The sequence below is a fragment of the Rhodococcus sp. GXMU-t2271 genome, from assembly GCF_041414735.1.
Classification (GTDB): Bacteria; Actinomycetota; Actinomycetes; order Mycobacteriales; family Mycobacteriaceae; genus Rhodococcus; species Rhodococcus indonesiensis.
Genome location: NZ_JAUIZP010000011.1, coordinates 22,160 through 46,109, shown reverse-complemented (window position 1 = coordinate 46,109; position 23,950 = coordinate 22,160). Strand labels below are relative to the sequence as shown.

At 70.9% G+C, this 23,950-nt stretch carries 21 protein-coding genes and 2 pseudogenes; 4 read left to right on the top strand and 19 right to left on the bottom strand.

Annotated features, from left to right (window positions below; all coding sequences use genetic code 11):
- The 16 genes and pseudogenes from QYS60_RS05340 to QYS60_RS05265 all read right to left on the bottom strand — a co-directional run.
- Nucleotides 1–546: pseudogene (locus tag QYS60_RS05340) on the bottom strand (NADH-quinone oxidoreductase subunit L); the annotation flags it as partial.
- A 100-nt stretch (nucleotides 547–646) separates the two neighbouring features.
- Nucleotides 647–946, bottom strand: a complete 300-nt coding sequence (nuoK, locus tag QYS60_RS05335; protein ID WP_003937937.1) for an NADH-quinone oxidoreductase subunit NuoK — start codon at nucleotides 944–946, stop codon at nucleotides 647–649.
- Entirely contained in the window at nucleotides 943–1,749 is an 807-nt protein-coding gene (locus tag QYS60_RS05330; RefSeq protein WP_289378911.1) for an NADH-quinone oxidoreductase subunit J, read from the bottom strand. The genes nuoK and QYS60_RS05330 overlap by 4 nt, the downstream gene beginning before the upstream one ends.
- A gap of 48 nt (nucleotides 1,750–1,797) precedes the next feature.
- Entirely contained in the window at nucleotides 1,798–2,403 is a 606-nt protein-coding gene (gene nuoI / locus QYS60_RS05325) for an NADH-quinone oxidoreductase subunit NuoI (protein WP_003937935.1), read from the bottom strand.
- The gene (gene nuoH, locus QYS60_RS05320; protein ID WP_371382597.1) at nucleotides 2,396–3,799 is read right to left on the bottom strand and encodes an NADH-quinone oxidoreductase subunit NuoH; all 1,404 of its coding nucleotides are present in this window, start codon (nucleotides 3,797–3,799) and stop codon (nucleotides 2,396–2,398) included. Before nuoH ends, nuoI begins: the two co-directional genes overlap by 8 nt.
- Nucleotides 3,792–6,263, bottom strand: a complete 2,472-nt coding sequence (locus QYS60_RS05315) for an NADH-quinone oxidoreductase subunit G (protein WP_371382596.1) — start codon at nucleotides 6,261–6,263, stop codon at nucleotides 3,792–3,794. The genes nuoH and QYS60_RS05315 overlap by 8 nt, the downstream gene beginning before the upstream one ends.
- Nucleotides 6,260–7,585: an NADH-quinone oxidoreductase subunit NuoF gene (gene nuoF / locus QYS60_RS05310; RefSeq protein ID WP_003937932.1), complete on the bottom strand. Its 1,326-nt coding sequence runs from the start codon at nucleotides 7,583–7,585 to the stop codon at nucleotides 6,260–6,262. Before nuoF ends, QYS60_RS05315 begins: the two co-directional genes overlap by 4 nt.
- A gap of 1 nt (nucleotide 7,586) precedes the next feature.
- Nucleotides 7,587–8,459, bottom strand: coding sequence for an NADH-quinone oxidoreductase subunit NuoE (gene nuoE / locus QYS60_RS05305; protein ID WP_371382595.1), 873 nt, complete (start codon nucleotides 8,457–8,459; stop codon nucleotides 7,587–7,589).
- Nucleotides 8,456–9,769 (bottom strand): NADH dehydrogenase (quinone) subunit D, encoded by a 1,314-nt coding sequence (nuoD, locus tag QYS60_RS05300; protein ID WP_371382594.1) that lies wholly within the window; start codon nucleotides 9,767–9,769, stop codon nucleotides 8,456–8,458. The genes nuoE and nuoD overlap by 4 nt, the downstream gene beginning before the upstream one ends.
- Nucleotides 9,769–10,527 (bottom strand): NADH-quinone oxidoreductase subunit C, encoded by a 759-nt coding sequence (locus tag QYS60_RS05295; RefSeq protein WP_371382593.1) that lies wholly within the window; start codon nucleotides 10,525–10,527, stop codon nucleotides 9,769–9,771. The genes nuoD and QYS60_RS05295 overlap by 1 nt, the downstream gene beginning before the upstream one ends.
- Entirely contained in the window at nucleotides 10,524–11,084 is a 561-nt protein-coding gene (locus QYS60_RS05290; RefSeq protein ID WP_054374544.1) for an NADH-quinone oxidoreductase subunit B family protein, read from the bottom strand. The genes QYS60_RS05295 and QYS60_RS05290 overlap by 4 nt, the downstream gene beginning before the upstream one ends.
- 67 nt (nucleotides 11,085–11,151) lie before the next feature.
- Entirely contained in the window at nucleotides 11,152–11,511 is a 360-nt protein-coding gene (locus tag QYS60_RS05285; protein WP_003937927.1) for an NADH-quinone oxidoreductase subunit A, read from the bottom strand.
- A gap of 266 nt (nucleotides 11,512–11,777) precedes the next feature.
- Complete coding sequence (locus QYS60_RS05280; protein WP_003937926.1) at nucleotides 11,778–12,200, bottom strand: response regulator transcription factor; 423 nt, start codon at nucleotides 12,198–12,200, stop codon at nucleotides 11,778–11,780.
- Nucleotides 12,201–12,377: 177 nt separating this feature from the next.
- The gene (locus QYS60_RS05275) at nucleotides 12,378–14,177 is read right to left on the bottom strand and encodes a SulP family inorganic anion transporter (RefSeq protein ID WP_371382592.1); all 1,800 of its coding nucleotides are present in this window, start codon (nucleotides 14,175–14,177) and stop codon (nucleotides 12,378–12,380) included.
- 83 nt (nucleotides 14,178–14,260) lie between these two features.
- Nucleotides 14,261–14,623, bottom strand: a complete 363-nt coding sequence (locus QYS60_RS05270) for a helix-turn-helix transcriptional regulator (protein WP_003937924.1) — start codon at nucleotides 14,621–14,623, stop codon at nucleotides 14,261–14,263.
- A gap of 148 nt (nucleotides 14,624–14,771) precedes the next feature.
- Nucleotides 14,772–15,290 carry a hypothetical protein gene (locus QYS60_RS05265; protein ID WP_371382591.1) on the bottom strand — a complete coding sequence of 173 codons (519 nt, stop codon included), beginning with the start codon at nucleotides 15,288–15,290 and terminating at the stop codon, nucleotides 14,772–14,774.
- Nucleotides 15,291–15,443: 153 nt separating this feature from the next.
- Between QYS60_RS05265 and QYS60_RS05260 the strand changes: the two genes are divergently transcribed.
- The 3 genes from QYS60_RS05260 to QYS60_RS05250 all read left to right on the top strand — a co-directional run bounded on the left by QYS60_RS05260 (nucleotide 15,444) and on the right by QYS60_RS05250 (nucleotide 19,489).
- The gene (locus QYS60_RS05260; protein WP_371382590.1) at nucleotides 15,444–16,556 is read left to right on the top strand and encodes a DoxX family membrane protein; all 1,113 of its coding nucleotides are present in this window, start codon (nucleotides 15,444–15,446) and stop codon (nucleotides 16,554–16,556) included.
- Between the two features lie 172 nt (nucleotides 16,557–16,728).
- On the top strand, nucleotides 16,729–18,966 hold the full coding sequence (locus tag QYS60_RS05255) for an ATP-binding domain-containing protein (protein ID WP_152975465.1): 2,238 nt from the start codon (nucleotides 16,729–16,731) through the stop codon (nucleotides 18,964–18,966).
- A gap of 229 nt (nucleotides 18,967–19,195) precedes the next feature.
- Complete coding sequence (locus QYS60_RS05250) at nucleotides 19,196–19,489, top strand: DUF732 domain-containing protein (protein ID WP_054375124.1); 294 nt, start codon at nucleotides 19,196–19,198, stop codon at nucleotides 19,487–19,489.
- Nucleotides 19,490–19,497: 8 nt separating this feature from the next.
- On the opposite strand, the gene QYS60_RS05245 is transcribed toward QYS60_RS05250, so the two are convergent.
- From QYS60_RS05245 to uvrB, 3 genes are all read right to left on the bottom strand, one after another.
- A complete protein-coding gene (locus QYS60_RS05245; RefSeq protein ID WP_003937919.1) occupies nucleotides 19,498–19,950 on the bottom strand; it encodes a universal stress protein in 453 nt (150 codons plus the stop codon).
- Nucleotides 19,951–20,118: 168 nt separating this feature from the next.
- Nucleotides 20,119–20,991 carry a hypothetical protein gene (locus QYS60_RS05240; RefSeq protein ID WP_371382589.1) on the bottom strand — a complete coding sequence of 291 codons (873 nt, stop codon included), beginning with the start codon at nucleotides 20,989–20,991 and terminating at the stop codon, nucleotides 20,119–20,121.
- Between the two features lie 10 nt (nucleotides 20,992–21,001).
- Nucleotides 21,002–23,155 (bottom strand): excinuclease ABC subunit UvrB, encoded by a 2,154-nt coding sequence (uvrB, locus tag QYS60_RS05235; protein WP_371382588.1) that lies wholly within the window; start codon nucleotides 23,153–23,155, stop codon nucleotides 21,002–21,004.
- Here uvrB and QYS60_RS05230 point away from each other — a divergent pair.
- A pseudogene (locus QYS60_RS05230) lies at nucleotides 23,135–23,848 on the top strand (DUF3267 domain-containing protein); the annotation flags it as partial. The gene uvrB and the pseudogene QYS60_RS05230 overlap by 21 nt on opposite strands.
- Nucleotides 23,849–23,950: the final 102 nt, after the last annotated feature.

Genomic DNA, 23,950 nt, shown 5'->3' with positions numbered 1-23,950 from the left:
GAGGTTGAGGTAGGCGAAGAACAACCTGCGGCCGGGAGCGGAGCCTGCGGAGTGACCCGCCGTACCCGCAGCGGAGCCTGCGGAGCGACCCGACGCACCCGCAGCGGAACCCGCGGAGCGACCCGACGCACCCGCAGCGGAACCCGCGGAGCGACCCGACGCACCCGCAGCGGAACCCGCGGAGCGACCGGAGGGGTCCGGGCCGTGCGCCATGTACCCGACGGAGTAGATGTGGATGAGCGAGCCGACGCCGGTGATCAGCAGCACGAAGCACATCGACAGCTGGTCGAGCTGGAGACCGAAGTCGATCTGGAGGTTCGCAACCGGCACCCACTGGAAGAGGTCCTGGTTCACGGCTCGGTCGGCGGTGTCACGGCCGAGCATGTCGACGAAGAGGGCGAGACCGAGCGCGAACGAGGCCAGTGCCGTCGCGCAGCCGAGCAGGTGTCCCCACGTGTCGCTGCGCCGGCCGGTCAGCAGCAGTACGACCGCGCCGAACAGCGGCAGCGCGGGTAGCAGCCAGACCGTCGACGCGATCCCGTTCATGCCGGTCCGCCCGTCGGGGCGCCGGCTGTCGTCTCGGGCACGGTCGTCTCGGGCACAGTCTCCTCCTCGTGCGTGGGCGGACGGGTGTCGTCCGGGGGCGTCAGTACTTCAGGAGGTTGGCGTCGTCGACGGAAACCGAACGCCGGGAACGGAAGATGGTCATGATGATCGCGAGGCCGACGACGACCTCGGCGGCGGCGACGACCATGGTGAAGAACGCGATGACCTGGCCGTCGAGGTTGCCGTGCATGCGCGCGAAGGTGACGAACGCCAGGTTCGCGGCGTTGAGCATCAGCTCGATGCACATGAACACGACGATCGCGTTGCGGCGCAGCAGGACTCCGGCCGCGCCGATGGTGAACAACAGGGCGGACAGGTACAGGTAGTTCTCGGGGTTCACCGCGATCCCTCCTCACCGGACGAGCCACCGCGCGGTGTGTCGCTCTCACGCGGTCGGGTGTCGTCGTCGACGGTCACGGCCCGCTGCCGGAGCACCTCGCTGACCGACAGGTCCGAGTACGATCCGTCGGGCAGCCGGGCCGGCACGTCGACCGCGTTGTGACGGGCGTAGACGCCGGGACTCGGCAGCGGGGTGGCGCGGCCACCGGCGCGGAAGCGTTCCTGCGACAGTTCCCGCTGGGTCTTGCGCAGCCCGAACCGTTCCCGATGGGCCAGGACCATGGCGCCGATCGTGGCGGTGATCAGCAGGGCACCGGTGAGTTCGAACGCCCAGACGTACCGCACGAAGATCAGCTCGGCCAGGCCGGTGATGTTGCCTGCGGCGTTCGCGGCGTCGAGGCCGGCGAACTCGGAGACGGCGGCGTTGCCGAGACCGCCGACGAGCAGCAGGCCGAATCCGAGTCCGGCCGCGATCGCGGCGACCCGCTGGCCGCGCAGCGTCTCGACGAGCGAGTCGGAGGAGTCGACGCCGACGAGCATGACCACGAACAGGAACAGCATCATCACAGCCCCCGTGTAGACCACGATCTGCACGACCCCGAGGAACAACGCATCCTGGGCGATGTAGAACACCGCGAGGATGATCATGGTGACTGCGAGGAACATCGCCGAGTACACGGCCTTGGACGCGGCGACGACGCCGAGTGCGCCGAGCACCGCGAACGTTCCGAGTATCCAGAACAGCACGGCCTCGCCGGTGGATGTGCGGGTGACGGCCTCGGCCGCCAGCAGGGCCGGCGTCATCGGGTCCATCGAGACCACTCTCCTCGCCGCCGGTCAGGCCACAGCCGGTCACGCCACATCGCGACCGCCTCGCGGCTGCGTTGGTTCCCGGTCGGGCGCGACGGTTTCGTCCCCCGGCCCGGTAGCGGCCGTGGTGGTGCCGGGCGCGGCCTCGGTCACCGCGCCGCGGTAGTAGTCCTCGTCCGTCGTGCCCGGGTACATGTCGTGGGGTGGAGCCACCATGCCGGGCCCGAGCGGGGCGAGCAGCCTGGTCTTGTCGTAGATCAGGTCGGTCCGGTTGTCGTCGGCCATCTCGTATTCGTTGGTCATGGTCAACGCCCGCGTCGGGCAGGCCTCGATGCACAGACCGCAGCCGATGCAGCGCAGGTAGTTGATCTGGTAGACGCGTCCGTAGCGCTCGCCTGGCGAGTATCGCCCGGCGTCGGTGTTGTCCGCGCCCTCGACGTAGATCGCGTCGGCCGGGCACGCCCAGGCACACAGCTCGCACCCGATGCATTTCTCGAGCCCGTCGGGGTGGCGGTTGAGCTGGTGGCGGCCGTGGTAGCGCGGCGCGGTCGGTTCCTTCTGCTCGGGGTAGCGCTCGGTCTGGGCCTTGTCGAACATCGCCCGGAAGGTAACTCCGAATCCCGCTACGGGATCGAGGAAGTCAGGCATCGCGATTCTCCTCGGTGGTCGGATCGACTCGGCGACCGCCCTCGGCGGCTGCGGCGACGGGGGTGCGCCGACGACGCGGCGGCAACGTCTGGCCGGGCATCGGCGGGACGGGGAAGCCGCCGGCCATCGGGTCGAACGGCTGCTCGGGTGCCGCAGCGACCGCCGCGCCGCCAGGGGTGCCGGTGGGACGGGGGCGACCGGCGTTCATGCGGTTCCACAGCAGCGAGGGCACTGCCAGGGCGACGACCACCCCGGCCGCGGCGAGGACGATCTGCCACCGGTCCAGGCCCTCCAGGCGCAGGACGCGGATCACGGCGACGACCATGATCCAGCCGAGCGCGACGGGGATCAGCACCTTCCAGCCCAGGTTCATGAACTGGTCGTAGCGCAGCCGCGGCAACGTGCCGCGCAGCCATATGAACAGGAACAGGAATCCCCACACCTTGAGGACGAACCACAGCAGCGGCACCCAGCCGGAGTTCGCGCCCTCCCACATGTTCAGCGGCCACGGTGCGCGCCAGCCGCCGAGGAACAGGGTGGTGGCCAGCGCCGAGACCGTCACCATGTTGACGTATTCGGCGAGCATGAACATCGCGAACTTCAGCGACGAGTACTCGGTGTGGAAGCCGCCGACGAGTTCGCCCTCGGCCTCGGGCAGGTCGAACGGTGCCCGGTTCGTCTCGCCGACCATGGACGTGACGTAGATGAGGAACGAGGGCAGGAGCAGGAAGACGTACCAGGTGCCGTCCTGGGCGGCGACGATGCCGGAGGTGGACAGCGTGCCCGACAGCAGGAAGACGGCGGCGAACGAGAGCGCCATGGCGATCTCGTACGAGATCACCTGGGCCGTCGAGCGCAGACCGCCCAGCAGCGGGTACGTGGACCCGGATGCCCACCCGGCGAGCACGATGCCGTAGACGCCGATGGATGTCGCCGCGAGGATGTACAGCACGGCCACCGGCAGGTCGGTCAACTGCAGTGGGGTGTCGTGGCCGAACACCGAGACCACGGGCCCGAGCGGGATGACGGCGAACGCCATCAGCGCGGGCACCGTCGCGATGATCGGCGCGAGGACGTAGATGGGTTTGTCCACCCCCGCGGGAACGATGCCTTCCTTCAGCGCGAGTTTGACGCCGTCGGCGAGGCTCTGCAGCAGCCCCCGGGGTCCCACCCGGTTCGGTCCGACGCGCATCTGCATGCGCGCCAGGATCTTTCGTTCCACCAGGATGGCGACCAGCACCGTCAACACCAGGAAGGCGAAGACGGCCACCGCCTTGCCGACGACCAGCCACCACGGATCCTGACCGAACGTGGCCGGATCGGGGTATCCGGACTGCGCCGACAGGACGCCCGGTCCCGGTACCGCCGCAGCGCCGAACAGCGCGACCTCACTCATCGGCCACCCCCTGCGACGAGTGCTCCGCCCGGCCGATCCGGACGATGTCGCCCGCGGACGCGGCCAGCTGCCGGTGCACCGCGGACCCCGGCGAGTTGAGGGGCAGCCACACGACCCGGTCCGGCATGTCGGTGACCGCCAGGGGCAACGTGATCGAGCCGCGGTCCGTCGCGACGGTCACCGGGTCGCCGTCGCCTGCCGAGATCTCGGCGGCGGTGGCGGCGGACAGGCGGGCGACCGGCTGCTGGGCGGTCCCGGCGAGATGCGGTTCGCCGTCCTGCATCCGTCCGCGGTCGAGGAGCATCCGCCATCCCGCGAGTACCGCCTCACCGATTCCGGGTGCCGGCGTGCCCTGCGACGCGACGTCCGGTGGACCGGCGGCTTCGCCGTCCCAGGGCCCCAGCGCGACGAGCTCGTCGACGGCGGCCGCGGCGTCGGCGAGCCCGAGGCGGACTCCCATCTCGTCGGCGATCGCGCCGAGGACCCGCTGGTCGGGCAGGGCGCCGGTATTGCGCAATGCGGCGGCGAAGGGGCGCTCCCGGCCCTCCCAATCGAGGAACGTGCCGGGTTTCTCCACTGCAGGCGCGACGGGGAAGACGACGTCGGCTCGGTCGGTGATCGCGCTGCGCCGCAGTTCGAGGCTGACGACGAAGCCGGCGGCGGCGACCGCGGCGACGGCGGCGTGCGGATCCGGCAGATCGTCGACGTCGACCCCGCCGATCACCAGGGCCCCGAGGGTGCCCGAGGCCGCGTCGGCGAGGATCTGTCCGGTGTCCCGGCCGACGGACGGTGGCAGGTCCGGCACGCCCCACACGGCGGCGACCTGTCGTCGGGCGTCGGAGTCGGTGACGGGGCGGGCACCGGGCAGAAGTCCCGGCAGGGCCCCGGCCTCGAGCGCGCCGCGTTCCCCGGCCCGGCGCGGGATCCACGCCAGCCGCGCGCCGGTGTCGTCGGCGAGCCGGCCGGCGGCCGTCAATGCGCCCGGGATTGCCGCCGCCCGCTCCCCCACCAGGATGACCGCCCCGGGCCGGGTCAGGAGTTCGGCAGTCTCCGCGACCTCGCGGTCGCCGGGCCGGGCGCCGAGGCGGAGCATGTCGAGCAGGTCCGGCTCGGTGCCGGGAACGGCCCGCAGGAGCCGTCCGCGCAGCTTCGTCAGGCCGCGGCTCGCGAACGGTGCGATCGCGGACACCACCAGTCCTTGCTTGCGGACCGCTCTGCGCAGTCGCAGGAACACGATCGGCGACTCGTCCTCGGGTTCGAATCCGACAAGCAGGACCGCGGGGGCGTGGTCGAGGTCGTCGTAGGTCACGGCTCCGGCGCCGGGCCAGCGCCCGGCGACCCGGGCGGCGAGGAACTGTGCTTCCTCCGCGGAATGCGGACGCGACCGGAAGTCGATGTCGTTGGTGTCGAGGACGAGCCGGGTGAACTTGCTGTAGGCGTACGCATCCTCGACGGTGACGCGGCCGCCGACGAGCACCCCGGTACGGCCGCGCGCGGCGGTCAGGCCACGGGCGGCGACGCGCAGGGCGTCACGCCAGGAGGCGGGGGCGAGCGTGCCGTCGTCGCCCCGCACCAGCGGGGTGGTGAGGCGGTCGGGCTGGGTGGCGTAGGTGAAGGCCCAGCGGCCCTTGTCGCAGTTCCATTCCTCGTTGACCTGCGGGTCGTCGCCGGCCAGCCGGCGCAGCACCGTGCCGCGCCGGTGGTCGGTGCGTTGGGCGCAGCCGCTGGCGCAGTGTTCGCACACGCTCGGGCTCGACACCAGGTCGAAGGGCCGGGCGCGGAACCGGTAGGCCGCTCCGGTGAGTGCGCCGACCGGGCAGATCTGCACGGTGTTGCCGGAGAAGTACGACTCGAACGGTTCCTTCTCGTAGATGCCGACCTGCTGCAGGGCACCCCGTTCCATCAGTTCGATGAAGGGGTCGCCGGCGATCTGCTGGGAGAACCGCGTGCACCGGGCGCAGAGCACGCATCGTTCGCGGTCCAGGAGGATCTGCGCGGAGAGCGAGATCGGTTTGGGGAACGTGCGTTTGGTCTCGGTGAACCGGGACTCGGCACGGCCGTTCGACATGGCCTGGTTCTGCAGGGGGCATTCGCCGCCCTTGTCGCAGACCGGGCAGTCCAGCGGATGGTTGATCAGCAGCAGCTCCATCACACCCTTCTGCGCCTTGTCCGCCACCGGCGAGGTCAGCTGCGTGTGCACGACCATTCCGTCCGTGACCGGGGTCGTGCAGGAGGCGACGGGTTTGCGTTGGCCTTCCACGTCGACGAGGCACTGGCGGCAGGCGCCGACGGGTTCGAGCAGCGGGTGGTCGCAGAAGCGGGGAATCTGGACGCCGAGCAGTTCCGCGGCGCGGATGACGAGGGTGCCTTTCGGGACGCCGATCTCGACGCCGTCGACGACGACGGTGACCAGGTCCGGTGCGGGCGGCAAGCCTGTGGTGTCGTGGTTGGTGTGGACGCTCATCGGGCACCTCCGTCGTCGGGTCGGTTCGCGCCGGCCCCGGCCATGACGGTGGACAGGTGCGGGTCGAACGGGCAGCCGCCTTGCTCGAAGTGCGCCAGGTACTCGTCGCGGAAGTATCGGATCGAGGACGTGACGGGGCTGGTCGCCCCGTCGCCGAGTGCGCAGAACGACCTGCCGAGGATGTTGTCGGAGAGGTCGAGCAGGGTGTCCAGGTCCGTTCCGGTTCCCTCGCCGCGCTCGAGCCGTCGCAGGATCTGCACGAGCCAGTAGGTGCCTTCGCGGCAGGGGGTGCACTTGCCGCAGGACTCGTGCGCGTAGAACTCGCTCCAGCGCAGCACCGCGCGCACCACGCAGGTGGTGTCGTCGAAGATCTGCAGCGCCTTGGTGCCCAGCATGGATCCGGCGGCGGCGACCCCCTCGTAGTCGAGGGGGACGTCGAGGTGCTCGTCGGTGAACAGCGGCGTCGACGACCCGCCGGGAGTCCAGAACTTGAGCCGGTGCCCGGCCCGGACACCGCCCGCGTAGTCGAGCAACTCCCGCAGGGTGACGCCCAGGGGCGCCTCGTACTGGCCGGGGGTCGTCACGTGACCGGACAGGGAGTACAGCGTGAAGCCCGGGGACTTCTCGGTGCCCATGGAGCGGAACCATTCGATCCCGTTGTGGAGGATCGACGGCACGCTCGCGATCGACTCGACGTTGTTGACGACGGTCGGGCGTGCGTACAGCCCTGCGACAGCGGGGAACGGCGGCCGTAGCCGGGGCTGGCCGCGCCGGCCCTCGAGGGAGTCCAGGAGCGCGGTCTCCTCCCCGCAGATGTAGGCCCCGGCCCCGGCGTGGACGACGAGGTCGAGATCGTAGCCGCTGCCGAGGATGTCGCGGCCGAGGAAGCCGGCGGCGTAGGCCTCGGCAACGGCGGCCTGCAGTCGGCGCAGCACCGGCACCACCTCGCCGCGGACGTAGACGAAGGCGTGCGCGGCGCGGATGGCGTACGCGGCGATGACTGCGCCCTCCACGAGGGTGTGCGGGGTGGCCAGCAGCAGGGGCATGTCCTTGCAGGTGCCCGGCTCGGATTCGTCGGCGTTGACGACCAGGTAGTGCGGGTTGTCGTCGCCCTGAGGGATGAAACTCCACTTGACGCCGGTGGCGAAGCCGGCGCCGCCGCGGCCGCGCAGACCCGCCTCCTTGACGGTGCCGATCACCTCGTCGGGGTGCATGCGCAGCGCCTTGCGCAGGCCTTCGTATCCGTCGTGGCGGAGGTAGGTGTCGAGGGTCCAGGATTCGGGTTCGTCCCAGTACCGGCTCAGGACAGGGGTCAACGCCACGTCAGCCTCCCTCGGGTCGGGGCCCGGCGGCCGGGTCGGGGCCGGAGGGGTGGTCCGGCTCCGGGGCCCGCATGCCCCGTTCCCGGGCGATGCGCAGGCCGGCGAGCGATGCTGCTCCTGCGCTGCCGCCCGCCGCGACGGCGCCGGGCCGCTCGTCCGGGAACCCGGCGAGGATGCGGGCGGTCTGCCGGAAGGTGCACAGCGGCGCGCCCCGGGTGGGGGTGACGGGCCGGCCGGCGCGCAGGTCGTCGACGAGCGCACGCGCCGAGTCCGGGGTCTGGTGGTCGAAGAACTCCCAGTTGACCATCACGACGGGCGCGAAGTCGCAGGCCGCGTTGCACTCGAGGCGCTCGAGGGTGACGGAGCCGGCACTCTCGTCGCGCGCGTCCGGTGGGGTGTCCGAGCCCGGGTCCGAGTCGGTGCCGGCCGCGGGGCGCTGCCCGAGGTGCTGTTGCAGGGCTTCGAGTATTTCGTCGCCGCCCATGATCGCGCACAAGGTGTTGGTGCAGACACCGACGAGGTAGTCGCCGGTGGGCTCACGCCGGTACATGGAGTAGAACGTGGCGACCGCGCCGACCTCGGCACCGGTCAGTTCGAGCCGGTCGGCGCAGAACTCGACGCCCGCGGGGGTGAGGTAGCCGTCCTCGGACTGCACCAGGTGCAGCAGCGGCAGCAGGGCCGAGCGCGGCTGGGGGTAGCGACCGACGATCTCGTCGGCGTCGGCCTCGAGGCGGGCGCGGACGTCCGGGGGGTAGTGCTCGCGGGCGCCGGGCCGCGCCAGGCGGGACGGTTCGTCGGGGCGGACGCCGAACGGGATGAGCACCGGCCCCGAGGCCGGGTCCGGGTCGATCGCTACTTGCGGCTGCTGCGTCAACGGTCCACTCCCCCCATCACGGGATCGATGCTGGCGACCGCGGCGATGACGTCGGCGACCATGCCGCCCTCGCACATCGCGGACACCGCTTGCAGGTTCGTGAAGGACGGATCCCGGAAGTGCACCCGGTAGGGCCGGGTGCCGCCGTCGCTGACCATGTGCACGCCCAGTTCCCCGCGGGGGGATTCGACGGCGGTGTACACCTGGCCGGGTGGGACGCGGAAGCCCTCGGTGACGAGCTTGAAGTGGTGGATCAGGCCCTCCATCGAGTTGCCCATGATCTTGCGGATGTGCTCCGGGGAGTTGCCGAGACCGTCCGCGGCGAGCGACAGGTCGGCCGGCCAGGCGATCTTCTTGTCCTCCACCATCACCGGGCCCGGACGCAGCCGGTCGAGGCACTGTTCGACGATCTTGATCGACTCCTTCATCTCGTCGATCCGGATCAGGTAGCGGCCGTAGGCGTCGCAGCCGGTGTCGGTGCACACCTCGAACTCGTAGGTGTCGTAGCCGCAGTACGGTTGTGCCTTGCGCAGGTCGTGCGGCAGGCCGGTCGAGCGCAGCACGGGTCCGGTGATGCCGAGGGCCATGCACCCGGTCAGGTCGAGGTAGCCGATCCCCTGGGTGCGGGCTTTCCAGATGTGGTTCTCGTTGAGCAGGTTCTCCATGTCCCGCAGTCGCCGTGGCAACAGCCCGAGCAGGTCGCGGATCTTCTCGACCGCCCCGTCCGGCAGGTCCTGGGCGAGTCCGCCGGGACGGATGTAGGCGTGATTCATGCGCAGACCGGTGATCGTCTCGAACACGTCGAGGATCAGTTCGCGCTCGCGGAAGCCGAGGAACATGGCGGTCATCGCACCGAGTTCCATGCCGCCGGTGGCGAGGGCGACCAGGTGCGAGGAGATCCGGTTGAGTTCCATGAGCAGCACGCGCACGACGGTGGCTCGCTCGGGGATCGCCTCGGTGATGTCGAGCAGCTGCTCGACGCCGAGACAGTAGGCGGTCTCGTTGAAGAACGGCGACAGGTAGTCCATCCTGGTGACGAACGTGACGCCCTGGGTCCAGGTGCGGTATTCGAGGTTCTTCTCGATGCCGGTGTGCAGGTAGCCGATTCCGCAGCGCGCCTCGGTGACGGTCTCGCCTTCGATCTCGAGCACGAGCCGCAACACCCCGTGGGTCGACGGGTGCTGCGGTCCCATGTTGACGACGATGCGTTCGTCGCCGCGGTCCGCGGCCGCGGCGCGGGCGGCCTCGACGACGCTGTCCCAGTCCTCGCCGACGACGGTGTGGACCGGTCCTTCGGTGATCTCGGTCATCAGGTGTACGCCCTCCGCTCGTCGGGCGGTGGGATCTCCGCTCCGTGGTATTCGACGGGGATGCCGCCGAGCGGATAGTCCTTGCGCTGCGGATGCCCCGACCAGTCGTCGGGCATCTCGATTCGGGTCAGGGAGGGGTGCCCGTCGAACACGATCCCGAAGAAGTCGTAGGTCTCGCGCTCGTGCCAGTCGTTGGTCGGATACACCCCGTACAGCGACGGGATGTGGGGATCGGCATCCGGGGCCGACACCTCGAGCCGGATGCGGCGGTTGTGGGTGATCGACATGAGCGGGTACACCGCGTGCAGTTCGCGGCCGGTGTCCTGCGGGTAGTGCACCCCGTCGACGCCGAGGCACAGTTCGAAGCGCAGGTCCGGGTCGTCGCGCAGGCGGCGGGCCACCTCGGGGAGGTGCTCGCGCCGGACGTGGAAGGTCAGCTCACCGCGGTGGACGACGACCTTCTCGATCGCGTCCTCGAATTCGGTCCCGGATTCGGCGACGGCGGCGCGCAGGGCGTCGGCGACGTCGTCGAAGTAGCCGCCGTACGGGCGTGGGGTGCCGCCGGGCAGGGTCACCGGGCGTACGAGCCGCCCGTAGCCGGAGGTGTCGCCGCTGCCGCGCACGCCGAACATGCCCTGGCGGACGCCGATCACCTCGGCGTCACCGGCGGGCTGCGCGGGCAGTGTTCCCTCGGGACCGGTGGTGGCGGCCCGGTCCACCGGCAGCGAGGATCGTTCGTTGTCCGAGGGCGAGGTCATCGGGCCGACCCCCCGGGGATGGGCAGCACGGGCCGGCCGGCGGCCAGGGCCGCTTCCTCGGCGGCCTGTACAGCCTTCTCCCGGTCCACGCCGAGCGGCATCTGCTGAATCTTCTCGTGCAGCATCAGGACGGCGTGCAGCAGCATCTCCGGCCGGGGCGGGCATCCGGGGAGGTAGATGTCGACCGGGACGACGTGGTCGACGCCCTGCACGATGGCGTAGTTGTTGAACATCCCGCCCGAGGAGGCGCACACCCCCATGGCCAGCACCCATTTCGGTTCGACCATCTGGTCGTAGACCTGCCGCAGCACCGGGGCCATCTTCTGGCTGACCCGGCCGGCGACGATCATGAGATCGGCTTGCCGCGGGGACGCCCGGAACGCCTCCATTCCGAACCGGGCGATGTCGAAGCGCGGCGACACGGTGGTCATCATCTCGATCGCGCAGCACGCGAGCCCGAAGGTCGCGGGCCACAGCGAACCCTTGCGCGCAAAACCGGCGAAGCTCTCCACCGTGCTCAGCAGAAAGCCGCTCGGCAACTTCTCCTCGAGACCCATGTCCGACTCTTATCACTTTCGGTCGGTGTTCGAATTCATTACGGCACAATCTCATTCCCTGTCCCGGTCATTCCCAGCCGAGACCGCCCCGCCGCCACTCGTAGACGTACGCCACCGCGACGTTGAACACGAACAGCGCCATCGCGGCCAGCCCGAAGACTCCCAGGGCGTCGAGGTGGACGGCCCACGGATACAGGAACACGATCTCGATGTCGAAGATGATGAACAGCATGGCCGTCAGGTAGTACTTCACCGGGAACCTGCCGCCGCCGGGGGGCTGCGGGGTCGGGTCGATCCCGCATTCGTAGGCTTCGAGTTTGGCCCGGTTGTAGCGGCTCGGGCCGATCACCGAGGACACGACGACGGAGAACACGGCGAACGCGACCGCGATCCCGCCGAGCACGAGGATGGGGATGTAGACGTTCACGGCGCCTGGCTCCTCTCCGTGCGAGCCGGCCACCCGCGCCGACTCCGTTGCCCTTGCCGACCTCTCGGCCGCTCGGGCCGAACGATCACGAGGCGGTGTCTGTGCTGTGAGTCACTTCAACCGCATCATTGTGATGTACGGCTCAGCCTACCGGCGGGGTGTCTCCCCGAGGCGGATACCACGCGGTGCGATTTCTCCGTTTCGCCCGACCGCTCGCGGACCGGCACTCGTGCCGCCGCTCGGGAGGAGGGCGGGCCGCGACGCCGTCAGGTGATGCTGCGGCCGCGCAGCAGCGCGACGACCGTCTCGGCGAGGCGGAACGGGTCGAGTGGCCGCGGCACCGCGGCCTCGGCCCGGGACCAGTCGGCGAGCCATGCGTCGTCCGCGCGACCGGTCAGCACGACGACGGGCGGGCACTGTTCGAGCTCGTCCTTGAGCTGCTTGGCGATCCCCATCCCGCCGGCGGGGGTCGCCTCGCCGTCCAGGATCGCGAGGTCGATACCGCCGGCGTCCATGTGCCGGATCACCATCGGCGCGGTCGCCACCTCGACGAAGTCGAGTTCGGGGAGCTCGGGATCGGGTCGCCGGCCCAGCGCCCGGGTGACCTGCTCGCGCGTGTCGGCGTCGTCGCTGTAGACGAGGACGCGCAGGGCGGCGGGGCGGCTGGCACTCGTGGTCGGGTCGGTCACGGGGGAAGATGCTACTGGCCGGACCCGGTCGGCCCCGGGAGGCGAGCCGCGGCGCACCCGGCCCGGGCCGGTCGCGCGCCTGGCGCCACCGTCGGCGGGCGACCGGTCCCCGTACTGACCTGGTGTTACCGGGTGAGGAGAACCAGGTGGCGACGAGGGCCGGTCACGACGCCGATTCTACCCGCGCGGCGGGGCTTCGAAGGCTTCCGGCCTCGTCCCTTCGGCACCGGCGACGGCCGGGGCGTGCCGGTGTTCCGGCAGCACGAGCATGCGGGCGTACGCGATCGCCCGGGGTGTGGTCGCGAAGACGTGCCGCTCCTCGCTGTCCTTGGTCGTGAACACACCCAGGGCGGACAGCGGCCGCAGGTGCTCCGGCCTGGCCCCGGAGATCAGCACCGTGATGTGGCGGTGCTCGAGTTTGGTGATGGCGTCCTTGAGGACGATCGCACCGGTGGCGTCGATGGCCGTCACCCGGGACATGCGCAGGATCACGACCTGGACGTCCGTGACGTCGGCGAGCTCGAGAAGGAACCGGTGGGCCGCGGCGAAGAACAGGGCGCCGTCGATCCGGTACGCGACGATGTGCTCGCGCAGCAACTCCTGCTCCTCGGCAGCGTGATCGCCCTCCTCGTCGAGGGGAACCTGTTCGATCCGAGCGGACTTCGCGACCGCCCGCAGCGCGAGGACGGCCGCGAATCCGACACCGACCGCGACCGCCGTCACGAGGTCGAGGGCGACGGTGACCAGGAACGTCACCGTCATGACGACGGCATCCGCGCGGCTGGCGCGCGTGATCGCGACGATCGAGGCGGTTTCGACCATCCGCACCGTGGTGGCGAGCAGAACGCCGGCGAGCGCGGAGAGCGGGATCTGCGCGACGAGCGGCGAGGCGAGATAGACGATTCCGGCCAGAACGACGGCGTGGGTGAGGGCGGACAGCCTGGACCGCGCACCCGAGCGGACGTTGACGGCCGTGCGGGCGATCGCGCCCGTCGCCGGGACACCGCCGAACAGGGGGGCCGCGATGTTGGCCAGGCCCTGCCCGAGCAGCTCCCGGTCGGGGTCGTGCCGGGTGCCGACACTCATCGAATCGGCGGCGGTCGCGGACAGCAGCGATTCGAGTGCCGCGAGCGCGGCCACCGCGAGCGCCGGCGCGAGCAGCGAGGTCAGCTCCCCCGGGTCGAGGAATCCGAGGCTGGGGGCGCCGAAGCCGGACGGGATGGACCCGATCCGCGTCACATCCAGATGGAACAGTCGAGCGACCACGGTGGCCACCACCACCGCGACGAGCGAGAACGGCAGTTTCGGCAGGTACCGGCCGCCGATCAGGATGGCCACGGCGACGAGCACCGCAACGGCCGCGGGCAGGAGGCTCGGCCGGTCGGCGAATTGCCGGACTGCGTCGAATGCGCTCTGCCACACCTTCTCCCCTTCGGCGTGGGCGATGCCGAGCGCAGCGGGAACCTGCTGCAGGGCGATGACCACGGCGATGCCCGCGGTGAAGCCCTCGATGACCGGGGCGGGCATGAACCGCACCGCGCGGCCGATGCCGGCGAAGGCGAGGAGCAGCAGCACGACGCCGGCGACGAGTCCCACCGCGAGGACGCCGGAGGCGCCGTGCTCGTGGAAGATCGGCACCAGGACGACGGTCATCGCGCCGGTCGGGCCCGACACCTGGAAGCGGGAGCCGCCGAACACGGCGGCGACCGCTCCGGCGACGACTGCGGTGGCGAGGCCCGCCGCGGCGCCGAGGCCGGAGCTGATGCCGAATCCCAGCGCCAGCGGCAGTGCGACGAGGGCGACGACGAGCCCGGCGGTCAGATCGGCGCGGGGCGAGCGCAGGGCAGGCTTCCACTCGCTCCAGCGGGGCATCAGCGCGGCGACGGACCGGGCGGCACGCACCACGACGGTGCCGGCCTCCGCTGCCTCCGCGCCCGGATCGGTCGCTGCATCACGCTGGTCTGTCGACATCGACATCGTGCCTCCACCACAAACAACAACTAAGAAATTGATAAAGTCCGCAATCAATGCGCGGGCGGCGCCCCCGGCGGGCGGTCGGCTCAGCCGCGGGCTCGGGCCCCCGCCGATTCGGCGACATCGTCCTCGAGCAGTTCCGCCTGTCCGGCGACCACACCGGTGAGGATGGCGCGGGCGACGGCCAGCAGTTCCGCGACCCGCGGTGACGTCAGGGCGTAGGTCACCGACAGCCCTTCCCGGCGCGCGGTGACCAGCCCCGCCCGCCGGAGGATCGCCAGCTGCTGGGACAGGTTCGCGGGTTCGATCCCCACCTCGGGCAACATCTCGGAGACCGCGTGTTCACGCTCGCTCAGCAACTCGAGGACCCGGATGCGTGCCGGATGCCCGAGCGTCTTGAAGAAGTCCGCCTTCATCCGATAGAGGGGCTGACGTGCCTGCGCGACCATCACCGTTCCCGTCGTCCGAGCCACCGCGAAGCGAGCGGTGCGTCTAGTTGCGCAGTTTAGCAATCAGTGATCCGAGTGCGCGCGTGACATGCGCCACGCGGGGCGGCCGCCGGGCCGGGGCGCGCGGGCACCTGGGGTGCGGAGCCAGTCAGGAACGGGCCGCGCGCCCGAGGCGGACGAAGCTCGCGGACATCTGCTCGACCGAGACCCGCGGGAGCCGCATCCGGCTCAGGTACGCAGTGTCGGTCACCGCGGACCAGTCGCAGGCCTGACTCACCGCGGTACCCCCGGCCGCCTCGGCAAAGGTCCATTCCCACCGGATGCCGAGCGGCGGGGTGTCCGGGTTGGCCGGCAGCCAGGCGAGCAGCCTGTCGAGTTCGAACGCCACCACATGGTTGACCACCGGATACGCCGCACCGCCGGGAAAGCGCACCTGCGCGACGAAGCGTTGCCCGAGGGCGGTGATCGGGAGCTGTCCCGCGGGGACGGACAACGTCCCCGACCCGTCGATCCCACTGTGCCGCAACGGGTCCCGAATCACCTCGAACAGCGCCGCGGCCGGAACCGGAATCGTGGTCGCGACCCGGAGCACGGTCGGGGTCCGCTCCACCCGCACCTCGCGCGCCCCGAAGTCACCGGTCCCCGCGTCCTCGCCCCCACCGTGCACGGTGCACACGGTACACACCGCGCACACGGACATCGTGCCACCCGTGGCGCACCCCCGGCCGGCGGCCGCGATCCCGGCCGGACACGCATATCCCACCGGGCGGCGGGGTATGCGTGCGAAGGTGGAACCGCCACCGATCACGGGAGGAAGCACATGATTGTCCGCAGAATCGCCCGCCCCATGCTTGCGTCGGTCTTCGTCGCCGGAGGCATCGACGCGCTGAGAGACTCGTCCACCAAGGCGGCCGCAGCGCAGCCGGGACTCGACCGGGCGGTGGGCATGCTGCCCGACACGGTGACGGCGAAGCTCCCGGACACGGTGAGCGAGAAGATCACGAACGATCCCGAGACGCTCGTGCGGATCAACGCCGCCGTGCAGATCGGGGCGGGTGCGCTGCTCGCGGTGGGCAAGGCCCCGCGGCTGGCGGCGCTCGCGCTGGCCACCACGCTCGTACCGACGACGGTGGCGGGCCACGACTTCTGGAACGTCCAGGATGCGGAGGCCCGCGCCATCCAGCGCACCCAGTTCCTCAAGAACGTGAGCCTGCTCGGCGGACTGATCATCACCGCGGTGGACACCGAGGGCAAGCCGTCGTTGGGGTGGCGCGGACGGCGGGCCGCACGACGCGCCCAGGAAGCCGTCGCCGGCGTCCTGCCCCGTCAGGACGACGCCGCGGGCGAGGCGGTGACCGAGGGTCTGCACAAGGTGGCCGAACGGGTGCGGACTCTGTCGGAGGAGGCATCGGAGGTGGCCGGCACCGCCCGGGAACGTGGAAGCCATCTGCTCGACGTCGCCAAGGAACGCGGTCCCGAACTCGCCGAGGTCGCCCGCGAACGGGGAAGCCATCTGCTCGGCGAAGCGCTGGACCGCGGCCCCGATCTCGCCGAGGTCGCCCGCGAACGGGGAAGCCATCTGCTCGGCGAAGCGCTGGACCGCGGCCCCGATCTCGCCGAGGTCGCCCGCGAACGGGGAAGCCATCTGCTCGGCGAAGCGCTGGACCGCGGCCCCGATCTCGCCGAGGTCGCCCGCGAACGGGGAAGCCATCTGCTCGACGGCGCCAAGGAACGCGGCCCCGAACTCGCCGAGGCCGCCCGCGAACGCAGTGCACTGCTGTGGGGCACTGCTCGGGAGCGCGGCCCGGAGCTGGCCAAGGTTGCCCGGGAACGGGCACTGACGGCGGAGGAACGTTCCCTCCTGCGGGCCCAGCAGGCCCGTCATCGCGCCGAAGAGGCCCTCACCCGCGCCCGCCTGCAGTTGCAGCGCTGACCGTGCGGTTCGGTCCCGCACCCGGTGATTCTGCGCGGGTGCGGGACCGGCACTAGACTTCTTGGGCACTTCGTGGCGGCGCACCCGTCGCCCCGTCCGACCCCGAGGAGACCCCTTGCCGGCCGATGGCCTGTCCCACCCCGACCATGAGCGTGAGCAGGTCTACCTGTCGATGCTGTACGGCCACCTCGACTCCATGCGGGCCTACGCGCAGACCCGCCTGAGCCGCGTCCTGCTCGACACCGGCGGCACCCCGCAGGCCCGCAGTGAGCGGGAGTCGTTCACGCAGCTGTACACCGAGGACATCGCGAAGTACGACGCGGCCGAGCACGGACTGTGTTTCGGCCGGATCGACGTCCGCGACGAGGACGGCGACGCGACGGAGGTGCGGTACGTAGGCCGCCTCGGCATCCTCGACGAAGCGAACGACTACGAGCCGCTGCTGCTGGACTGGCGGGCGCCCTTGGCGCGGCCGTTCTACCTGGCGACGCCGGCCGCGCCGGAGGGAGTGACGCGGCGCCGGCACATCCGGTCACGCCGCCGCGCGATCACCGCCCTCAACGACGAGTACCTCGACCTCGACGCGGCCCAGGCGCACGACGCGACCGTCTCGGCGGGCGGTGTCGCCGGCGAGTCGGCACTGCTGGCCGCGTTGAACGCCGCGCGCACCGGTCAGATGCAGGACATCGTTGCGACGATCCAGGCCGAGCAGGATGCGATCATCCGGTCCGAGCACAAGAGCGTGCTCGTCGTTCAGGGTGGTCCCGGCACCGGGAAGACCGCCGTCGCCCTGCACCGGGCGGCGTTTCTGCTGTACACATACCGTCGGCAGCTCGCGAAGAGCGGTGTGCTCATCGTCGGTCCGAACTCGACGTTCCTGGACTACATCGGGCAGGTGCTGCCCTCCCTCGGTGAGACCGGGGTGCTGCTGTCGACGATCGGTGACCTGTACCCCGGGGTGCGTGCGACCGTGGAGGATTCGCTCGAGGCGGGCACCGTCAAGGGCTCGCTCGACATGATCGAGGTGCTGAAGAAGGCGGTCCGGGATCGTCAGGAGGTTCCGGCGACGCCGATCCCCCTCGTCTTCGACACCTACCGGCTGACGCTCGACCGCAAGACGGTCACCCGGGCCCGCGGCCGGGCCCGGTCGTCGCGGCGGCCGCACAACCTGGCCCGTCCGATCTTCGTGGCCGCGGTGGTGGACGCCCTCGCCGACCAGCTCGCGTCGATCATCGGTGCCGATCCGGTCGGCGGCGCGAATCTGTTGAGCCGCGAGGACATCGACGACATCCGTACGGAGATGCGCTCCGACCGGGACATCGTGGGGGCGATCGATTCGCTGTGGCCGCAGCTGAGCCCGCAACAGGTGCTCGCGGAGCTGTTCGCCTCCCGGGACCGGCTCGCGTCGGCAGCACCGGAACTCGACGAGGACCAGCGTGAGTTGCTGCTGCGCCCGACGGCGACGCGCGCGTTCAGCGCCGCGGACGCCCCCCTGCTCGACGAACTCGCCGAACTGCTCGGGGTCGACGACGCTGCCGAACGCGAGCGGGCGGCGCGGCAGTGGCGCAGGCAGATCGCCGATGCGCAGGGCGCCCTGGACATCCTTACCGGGTCGGCGCCGCAGGATCTCGAGGACGACCTGGACCCGGAGATCCTGATGGCGTACGACTTGATCGACGCCGACCAGCTCGCGCAGCGGCAGGGCCGGTCGAGCCACGAGACCACCGCCGAGCGCGCCGCCGGGGACCGCACCTGGACGTACGGGCACGTGATCGTCGACGAGGCACAGGAGTTGTCCGCGATGGCCTGGCGAATGCTGATGCGGCGCATCCCGAACCGCTGGATGACCCTGGTCGGGGACACCGCCCAGACCGGGGATCCGGCCGGTTGCTCGTCCTGGCAGCGGATCCTCGAGCCGTACGTGGCCAATCGGTGGAAGAAGGCCGAGCTGACCGTCAACTACCGCACGCCCGCGGAGATCATGGAGATCGCCCACGCGGTTCTCGCCGAGATCGATCCGCATCAGGTGCCGCCCCGCTCGGTGCGCGAGTCGGGATTCGCGCCGTGGGCCCGGCACGTCGTCGAGGACGATCTGCTCGAGGCCGTACACAGTGCCCTCGCGGACGACCGCGGGCCGGGTCTGACCGCGGTGATCGCGCCGCACGAGTTGGTGGCGCAATGGGATCACCTGCGGTCGGATTCGGTGCGGGTGTCCACGGTGAAGGACGTCAAGGGCCTGGAGTTCGACTCGGTGCTGCTGGTGGAGCCGGCCGCCATCGTGGCGGAGTCACCTCGCGGGCTCAACGACCTGTACGTGGCGCTCACCCGCGCCACCCAGCGGCTCGGAGTCCTGCACACCGGGGAACTGCCCGAGTCGCTGACGGCACTCGCGGCGCCCGCCCGGTTGTGACGGGTCCTCGATGTGCCGTGTCGCCGTCCGCCCGGTTCCGGCGGGCGGTATGTTGCGGGCGGACGTGCGGCCGGTCGGAGCGGGAGGCGGGGCGGTGAGGAAGGCGTGGCCTCGACGGGATCGGACCCGGAGGCACTGGACACGGACCCTGACCGGGGTCGCGGTGCTCGCCGCGGCGGCAGGCTGTGGGGGTCCCTCGGCCTCGGAGGACTCCGGGCCCTCCGTCCCGGTGCCGGTCCCCAGGGCCGCCACTCCGGTCGAGGCAGCGGAGCTGGACGGGCCGGCCCTGCGGTTCAAACAGGCCTTGGCCGAGGTCGGGCTGGCCGCCGGCGTGCCCGACGAGACGCTCGTGGCGCTGGTGCGCGGGACGTGTGCACAGCTGGCCGCCGGGCTGCCGGAAGACCAGGTCCTCGGTTCGGTCCGGCCGGTCGCGGCCTTCGCGGCGTCCGTCTCGCGGGCGTCGTTGCAGGGCGACGATGCCGCCCGGTTCTATGTGGGTGCCGCCCGCGAGACGTACTGCTGACCGGTGGGTCAGCGCACGGTGTGCACGATGAGCACGTCCGAGGTCGACTTGCGGGCGAGGTCGGACGGGACGGACCCGAGCAACCGGCCGGTGAGGGTGTTCAGGCCCCGGTTACCCACCACGAGCAGGTCCGCGTCCACTTCCTCGACCAGTTCGAGGAGCGAGTCGACGGGGGCCCCGACGACGGCCCGTTCCAGGACGTTCTGGGCGCCGGCCGCGTGTGCCTTCTCGCGGGCGGTGCGCAGGATGTCGTACGTGGGCGCCGATCCGGTCACCTGGTAGGCGTCTTCACCGAGCACGTCGGCGGCGCGGGCGCTGTCCTTCGGATCCACCGGGTAGTAGGCGCACGCGATGACGAGGCGGGCGTCGGCGTCACCGGCGAGAGCTGCTGCCTTCTCCACGGCCCGGTACGACGACTCGGATCCGTCGGTGCCGACGACTACGGTCCGGTAGGCGGTCATGCAATCCTCCATGGAATCGGTAGGGTTCGGCCGGCGAGTGACCGTCGATGCGTGCCCCCGCCGACCGCTGCGTAGACAGTAACGGCCGATCGGACGGGTCCGGCAGCCTTTGGGGTGGATCCCACAGACCTGCCGGCGTGCGTTCGACGCCACTGACCGCCGTTGACGTTACCTTGCGTCACCGTAACGCGGGCCGAACATCTGCGCGGGGAACACGCCGGACTCCACGATGGTGTCCCGCCACGGCAGTGCGAGCTCGGTCAACCGGTCGGCCTTGCTCTCGCCCAGCGCCGCCCACGGCGCCACCGCGAGGTCGTCGGTCAGGTCCTCGACGAGTTCGCGGACCTCGAACCCCTCGTCGGTGAGCTCACCCGCGCGGTCCAGCAGTCCGCGGGTACGCAGCGCCGTCGCCGCGGCGGTCCACTCCTCCGCGCTCCAACCGCGGCGCGCGCGGGCGAAGTCCTCACTGAATCCGATCCCCGCGGCGGTGTGGGTGAGGAGGGCTTCGATGCCGGTGAGGCCGGCGGTCTGCAGTGCCGCGACGTGCCCGTCGCCCCGGTACTCGCGCAACAGGGTCAGCGCGTGCCACAGGACCAGGTGCGGGGCGTCCGGCCACGGCAGGTCGGCATGCCCGGCGTACAGCGGGCGGCCCTCCGGCCCGGGGACGGCCCGGGCGGCGCCCGCCGCGAGTTCCGCCGCCTCCCGCATCTCCGGCGAGTCGAGCACCTCGGGACCGAGGATCCGGGTCAGCGCCTCGTCGATGCCACGCAACCGGGCGGCGACGACGGCCTCGGGAGTGGCGAGCTGCCAGGCCCGCGGGATCGCGGACGCGACGAGGCGGGGGCTGAAATTGTAGAAGGTGGCGGTCACGACGCCGGCGCCGACGGCGCCGAGCGCAGCGGAACGCGCCGCGAAGTACCGCATCCGGCCGCCTTCGAGGCCGGTGCCGCCGAGGGCGGCGTCGACTTCGGGGGCGAAGTACCCGACGGAGTGGATCAGTTCGAGGGCACGGGCCGTGCGGCCGGCAGACTGTGGGTCCATGCCGCAGACGCTACGCGAGGCCCGCGGCGTCCATCCCGCGCAGTTCCTTCTTCAGGTCGGCGATCTCGTCGCGCAACCGCCCGGCCAACTCGAACTGCAGCTCGCGGGCGGCATTCATCATCTGGTCGGTCAGTTCCTGCACCAGGTCCGCCAGTTCGGCGCGGGGCATGGACTTCACGTCGCGGCCCTCGTAGACGCCGGCGCTCACAGCCCGACCGGATTCCCCCGGTGCGCGGCGGCCGCGGGAGGCGTTGCGGCCCGAGCCGCCGACCTCCACGGTGTCATCGGCCTCCTCGTAGACCTGGTCGAGGATGTCGGCGATCTTCTTACGCAGCGGTTGCGGGTCGATGCCGTGCTCGAGGTTGTAGGCGATCTGCTTCTCGCGGCGACGCTCGGTCTCTTCGATGGCGCGCGCCATCGAGTCGGTGATCTTGTCGGCGTACATGTGCACCTCGCCGGAGACGTTGCGCGCCGCGCGGCCGATGGTCTGGATGAGGCTGGTCGTCGAGCGCAGGAACCCCTCCTTGTCGGCGTCGAGGATCGCCACCAGCGAGACCTCCGGCAGGTCGAGGCCCTCGCGGAGCAGGTTGATGCCGACGAGGACGTCGTACTCGCCGAGCCGCAGCTGCCGGAGCAGCTCGACCCGCCGGAGGGTGTCGATGTCCGAGTGCAGGTAGCGCACCCGGATGCCGAGCTCGAGCAGGTAGTCGGTGAGATCCTCGGACATCTTCTTGGTCAGGGTGGTCACGAGGACCCGCTCGTCCCGCTCGGCGCGTTCGCGGATCTCGTGCACCAGGTCGTCGATCTGGCCCTTGGTGGGCTTGACCACGACCTTCGGGTCCACCAGACCGGTCGGCCGGATGACCTGTTCGACGAACTCGCCGCCGGCCTGCCCGAGCTCGTAGGCGCCGGGGGTGGCCGAGAGGTACACCGTCTGACCGATGCGCGCGGCGAACTCCTCCCAGGTCAGCGGGCGGTTGTCGACGGCCGAGGGCAACCGGAATCCGAACTCGACCAGGTTGCGCTTGCGCGACATGTCCCCTTCGTACATCGCGCCGATCTGCGGGACGGTGACGTGGGACTCGTCGATGACGAGCAGGAAGTCCTCCGGGAAGTAGTCGATCAGGGTCGCCGGCGCGGAACCGGCGGGCCGGCCGTCGATGTGCCTGGAGTAGTTCTCGATGCCGGAGCAGAACCCGACCTGCCGGATCATCTCGAGGTCGTACTGGGTGCGCATGCGCAGGCGCTGCGCCTCGAGCAGCTTGCCGCGGTTCTCGAGGTCGGCGAGACGCTCCTCGAGTTCGGCCTCGATGGCCGTCACGGCCCGTTCCATCCGTTCCGGTCCCGCGACGTAGTGGGTGGCCGGGAAGATCCGCAGCGAGTCCACCTTGCGCACCACGTCCCCTGTCAGGGGGTGCAGGTAGTAGAGCGCGTCGATCTCGTCGCCGAAGAACTCGATGCGCACGGCGAGTTCCTCGTAGGCCGGGATGATGTCGACGGTGTCGCCCTTGACCCGGAACGAGCCGCGCGTGAACGCCATGTCGTTGCGGGTGTACTGCACGTCGACCAGCAGGCGCAGCAGGACGTCCCGGGGCACCTCCACCCCGACCTCGAGCGCGATCGAGCGGTCCAGGTACGACTGCGGCGTGCCCAGGCCGTAGATGCACGACACCGACGCGACCACCACGACGTCACGGCGGGAGAGCAGCGCGGAGGTCGCCGAGTGCCGCAGCCGTTCCACGTCGTCGTTGATCGAGGAGTCCTTCTCGATGTAGGTGTCGGTCTGCGCGATGTACGCCTCGGGCTGGTAGTAGTCGTAGTACGAGACGAAGTACTCGACGGCGTTGTGCGGCAACATCTCCCGCAGCTCGTTGGCGAGCTGCGCGGCGAGGGTCTTGTTCGGCGCCATCACCAGGGTGGGGCGCTGTACCCGCTCGATCAACCACGCGGTCGTGGCCGACTTGCCGGTGCCGGTGGCGCCGAGCAGCACCACGTCCTTCTCCCCTGCCTGCAGGCGGTGCGTGAGCTCGTCGATCGCGGCTGGCTGGTCCCCGGCAGGCCGGTGGTCGCTGACCACCTCGAACCGCCCCTCGGTTCGTTCGATCTCCCCCACCGGGCGGAACTCGGAGTGGGCGACAACGGGATGCTCGCTTGCGAACGCCATGGGAACCAGGGTAGGCGGCGGCACCGACAACGCGGATCGACGGCCGGGACCCGGTGCGCGCCCGCCGGGACACGGAGACATCCGCGGGGCATGATCGACCGGACCGGCTCGCCCGTCCACCGCCGGCTCCCGTCGGACCGACCGTCCGGAGACCGCGACATCGAGGGGGAACACGTGAATGCTCGCCACGACCCGCAGCCCGCAGTGGCGCCCCCGCCGGACTACCGGATCCATGCCCGGCTGGACCTGAAGAACGACAGGCGGACCTCCGCAGCCGTCCGGGTCGTCCTCGCTCTGACCGTCGCCCTCTCTCTCGGCGCGGCAGTGGTCCTGGACTTGCCGCTGCGGAGCGGGTGGGGCACGATGCCCACGGTCGCCGTCACCGCCGTGGCGTGCCTCGGCTACCTGGCGGTGCACGAACTGACCCACGGCCTGGTCTCCCGGATGTTCTCCCGGGTGCGCCCCACCTACTCGCTGCGCTTCCCCTTCCTGACGACAGGCAGCGAGGCCTGGCTCACCCGGAACGCGGCCGTGACCGTCACCCTCGCGCCCGTAGCTCTGTGGGGCGCGGTCCTGGTGACATTCCTCTTCACCGTGCCCGTCGACTTCGTCCTCACCGTCTTCGTCGTGACCGTGGTGAACTTCGCGGGGTCGGCCGGCGACTACGTCCAGGCCGGGGTACTGTCGCGACTGCCCGCGTCCGCGCTCGTGCAGGACGACGGGCACCGGACGACGGCGGCAGTGCCGGCCGGATCGCCGAACCTGCAGGCCGGTGCCGACGGGTTCGCCGGGTCG

Excerpts from the sequence above, each read along its gene's own strand:
- QYS60_RS05330 (WP_289378911.1), bottom strand. The coding sequence starts at position 1,749 with ATGACGCCGGCCCTGCTGGCGGCCGAGGCCGTCACCCGCACATCCACC.
- nuoI (WP_003937935.1), bottom strand. The coding sequence starts at position 2,403 with ATGCCTGACTTCCTCGATCCCGTAGCGGGATTCGGAGTTACCTTCCGG.
- nuoH (WP_371382597.1), bottom strand. The coding sequence starts at position 3,799 with ATGAGTGAGGTCGCGCTGTTCGGCGCTGCGGCGGTACCGGGACCGGGC.
- QYS60_RS05315 (WP_371382596.1), bottom strand. The coding sequence starts at position 6,263 with ATGAGCGTCCACACCAACCACGACACCACAGGCTTGCCGCCCGCACCG.
- nuoD (WP_371382594.1), bottom strand. The coding sequence starts at position 9,769 with ATGACCGAGATCACCGAAGGACCGGTCCACACCGTCGTCGGCGAGGAC.
- QYS60_RS05295 (WP_371382593.1), bottom strand. The coding sequence starts at position 10,527 with ATGACCTCGCCCTCGGACAACGAACGATCCTCGCTGCCGGTGGACCGG.
- QYS60_RS05290 (WP_054374544.1), bottom strand. The coding sequence starts at position 11,084 with ATGGGTCTCGAGGAGAAGTTGCCGAGCGGCTTTCTGCTGAGCACGGTG.
- QYS60_RS05275 (WP_371382592.1), bottom strand. The coding sequence starts at position 14,177 with ATGTCGATGTCGACAGACCAGCGTGATGCAGCGACCGATCCGGGCGCG.
- QYS60_RS05270 (WP_003937924.1), bottom strand. The coding sequence starts at position 14,623 with ATGGTCGCGCAGGCACGTCAGCCCCTCTATCGGATGAAGGCGGACTTC.
- QYS60_RS05260 (WP_371382590.1), top strand. The coding sequence starts at position 15,444 with ATGATTGTCCGCAGAATCGCCCGCCCCATGCTTGCGTCGGTCTTCGTC.
- QYS60_RS05255 (WP_152975465.1), top strand. The coding sequence starts at position 16,729 with ATGCTGTACGGCCACCTCGACTCCATGCGGGCCTACGCGCAGACCCGC.
- QYS60_RS05245 (WP_003937919.1), bottom strand. The coding sequence starts at position 19,950 with ATGACCGCCTACCGGACCGTAGTCGTCGGCACCGACGGATCCGAGTCG.
- QYS60_RS05240 (WP_371382589.1), bottom strand. The coding sequence starts at position 20,991 with ATGGACCCACAGTCTGCCGGCCGCACGGCCCGTGCCCTCGAACTGATC.
- uvrB (WP_371382588.1), bottom strand. The coding sequence starts at position 23,155 with ATGGCGTTCGCAAGCGAGCATCCCGTTGTCGCCCACTCCGAGTTCCGC.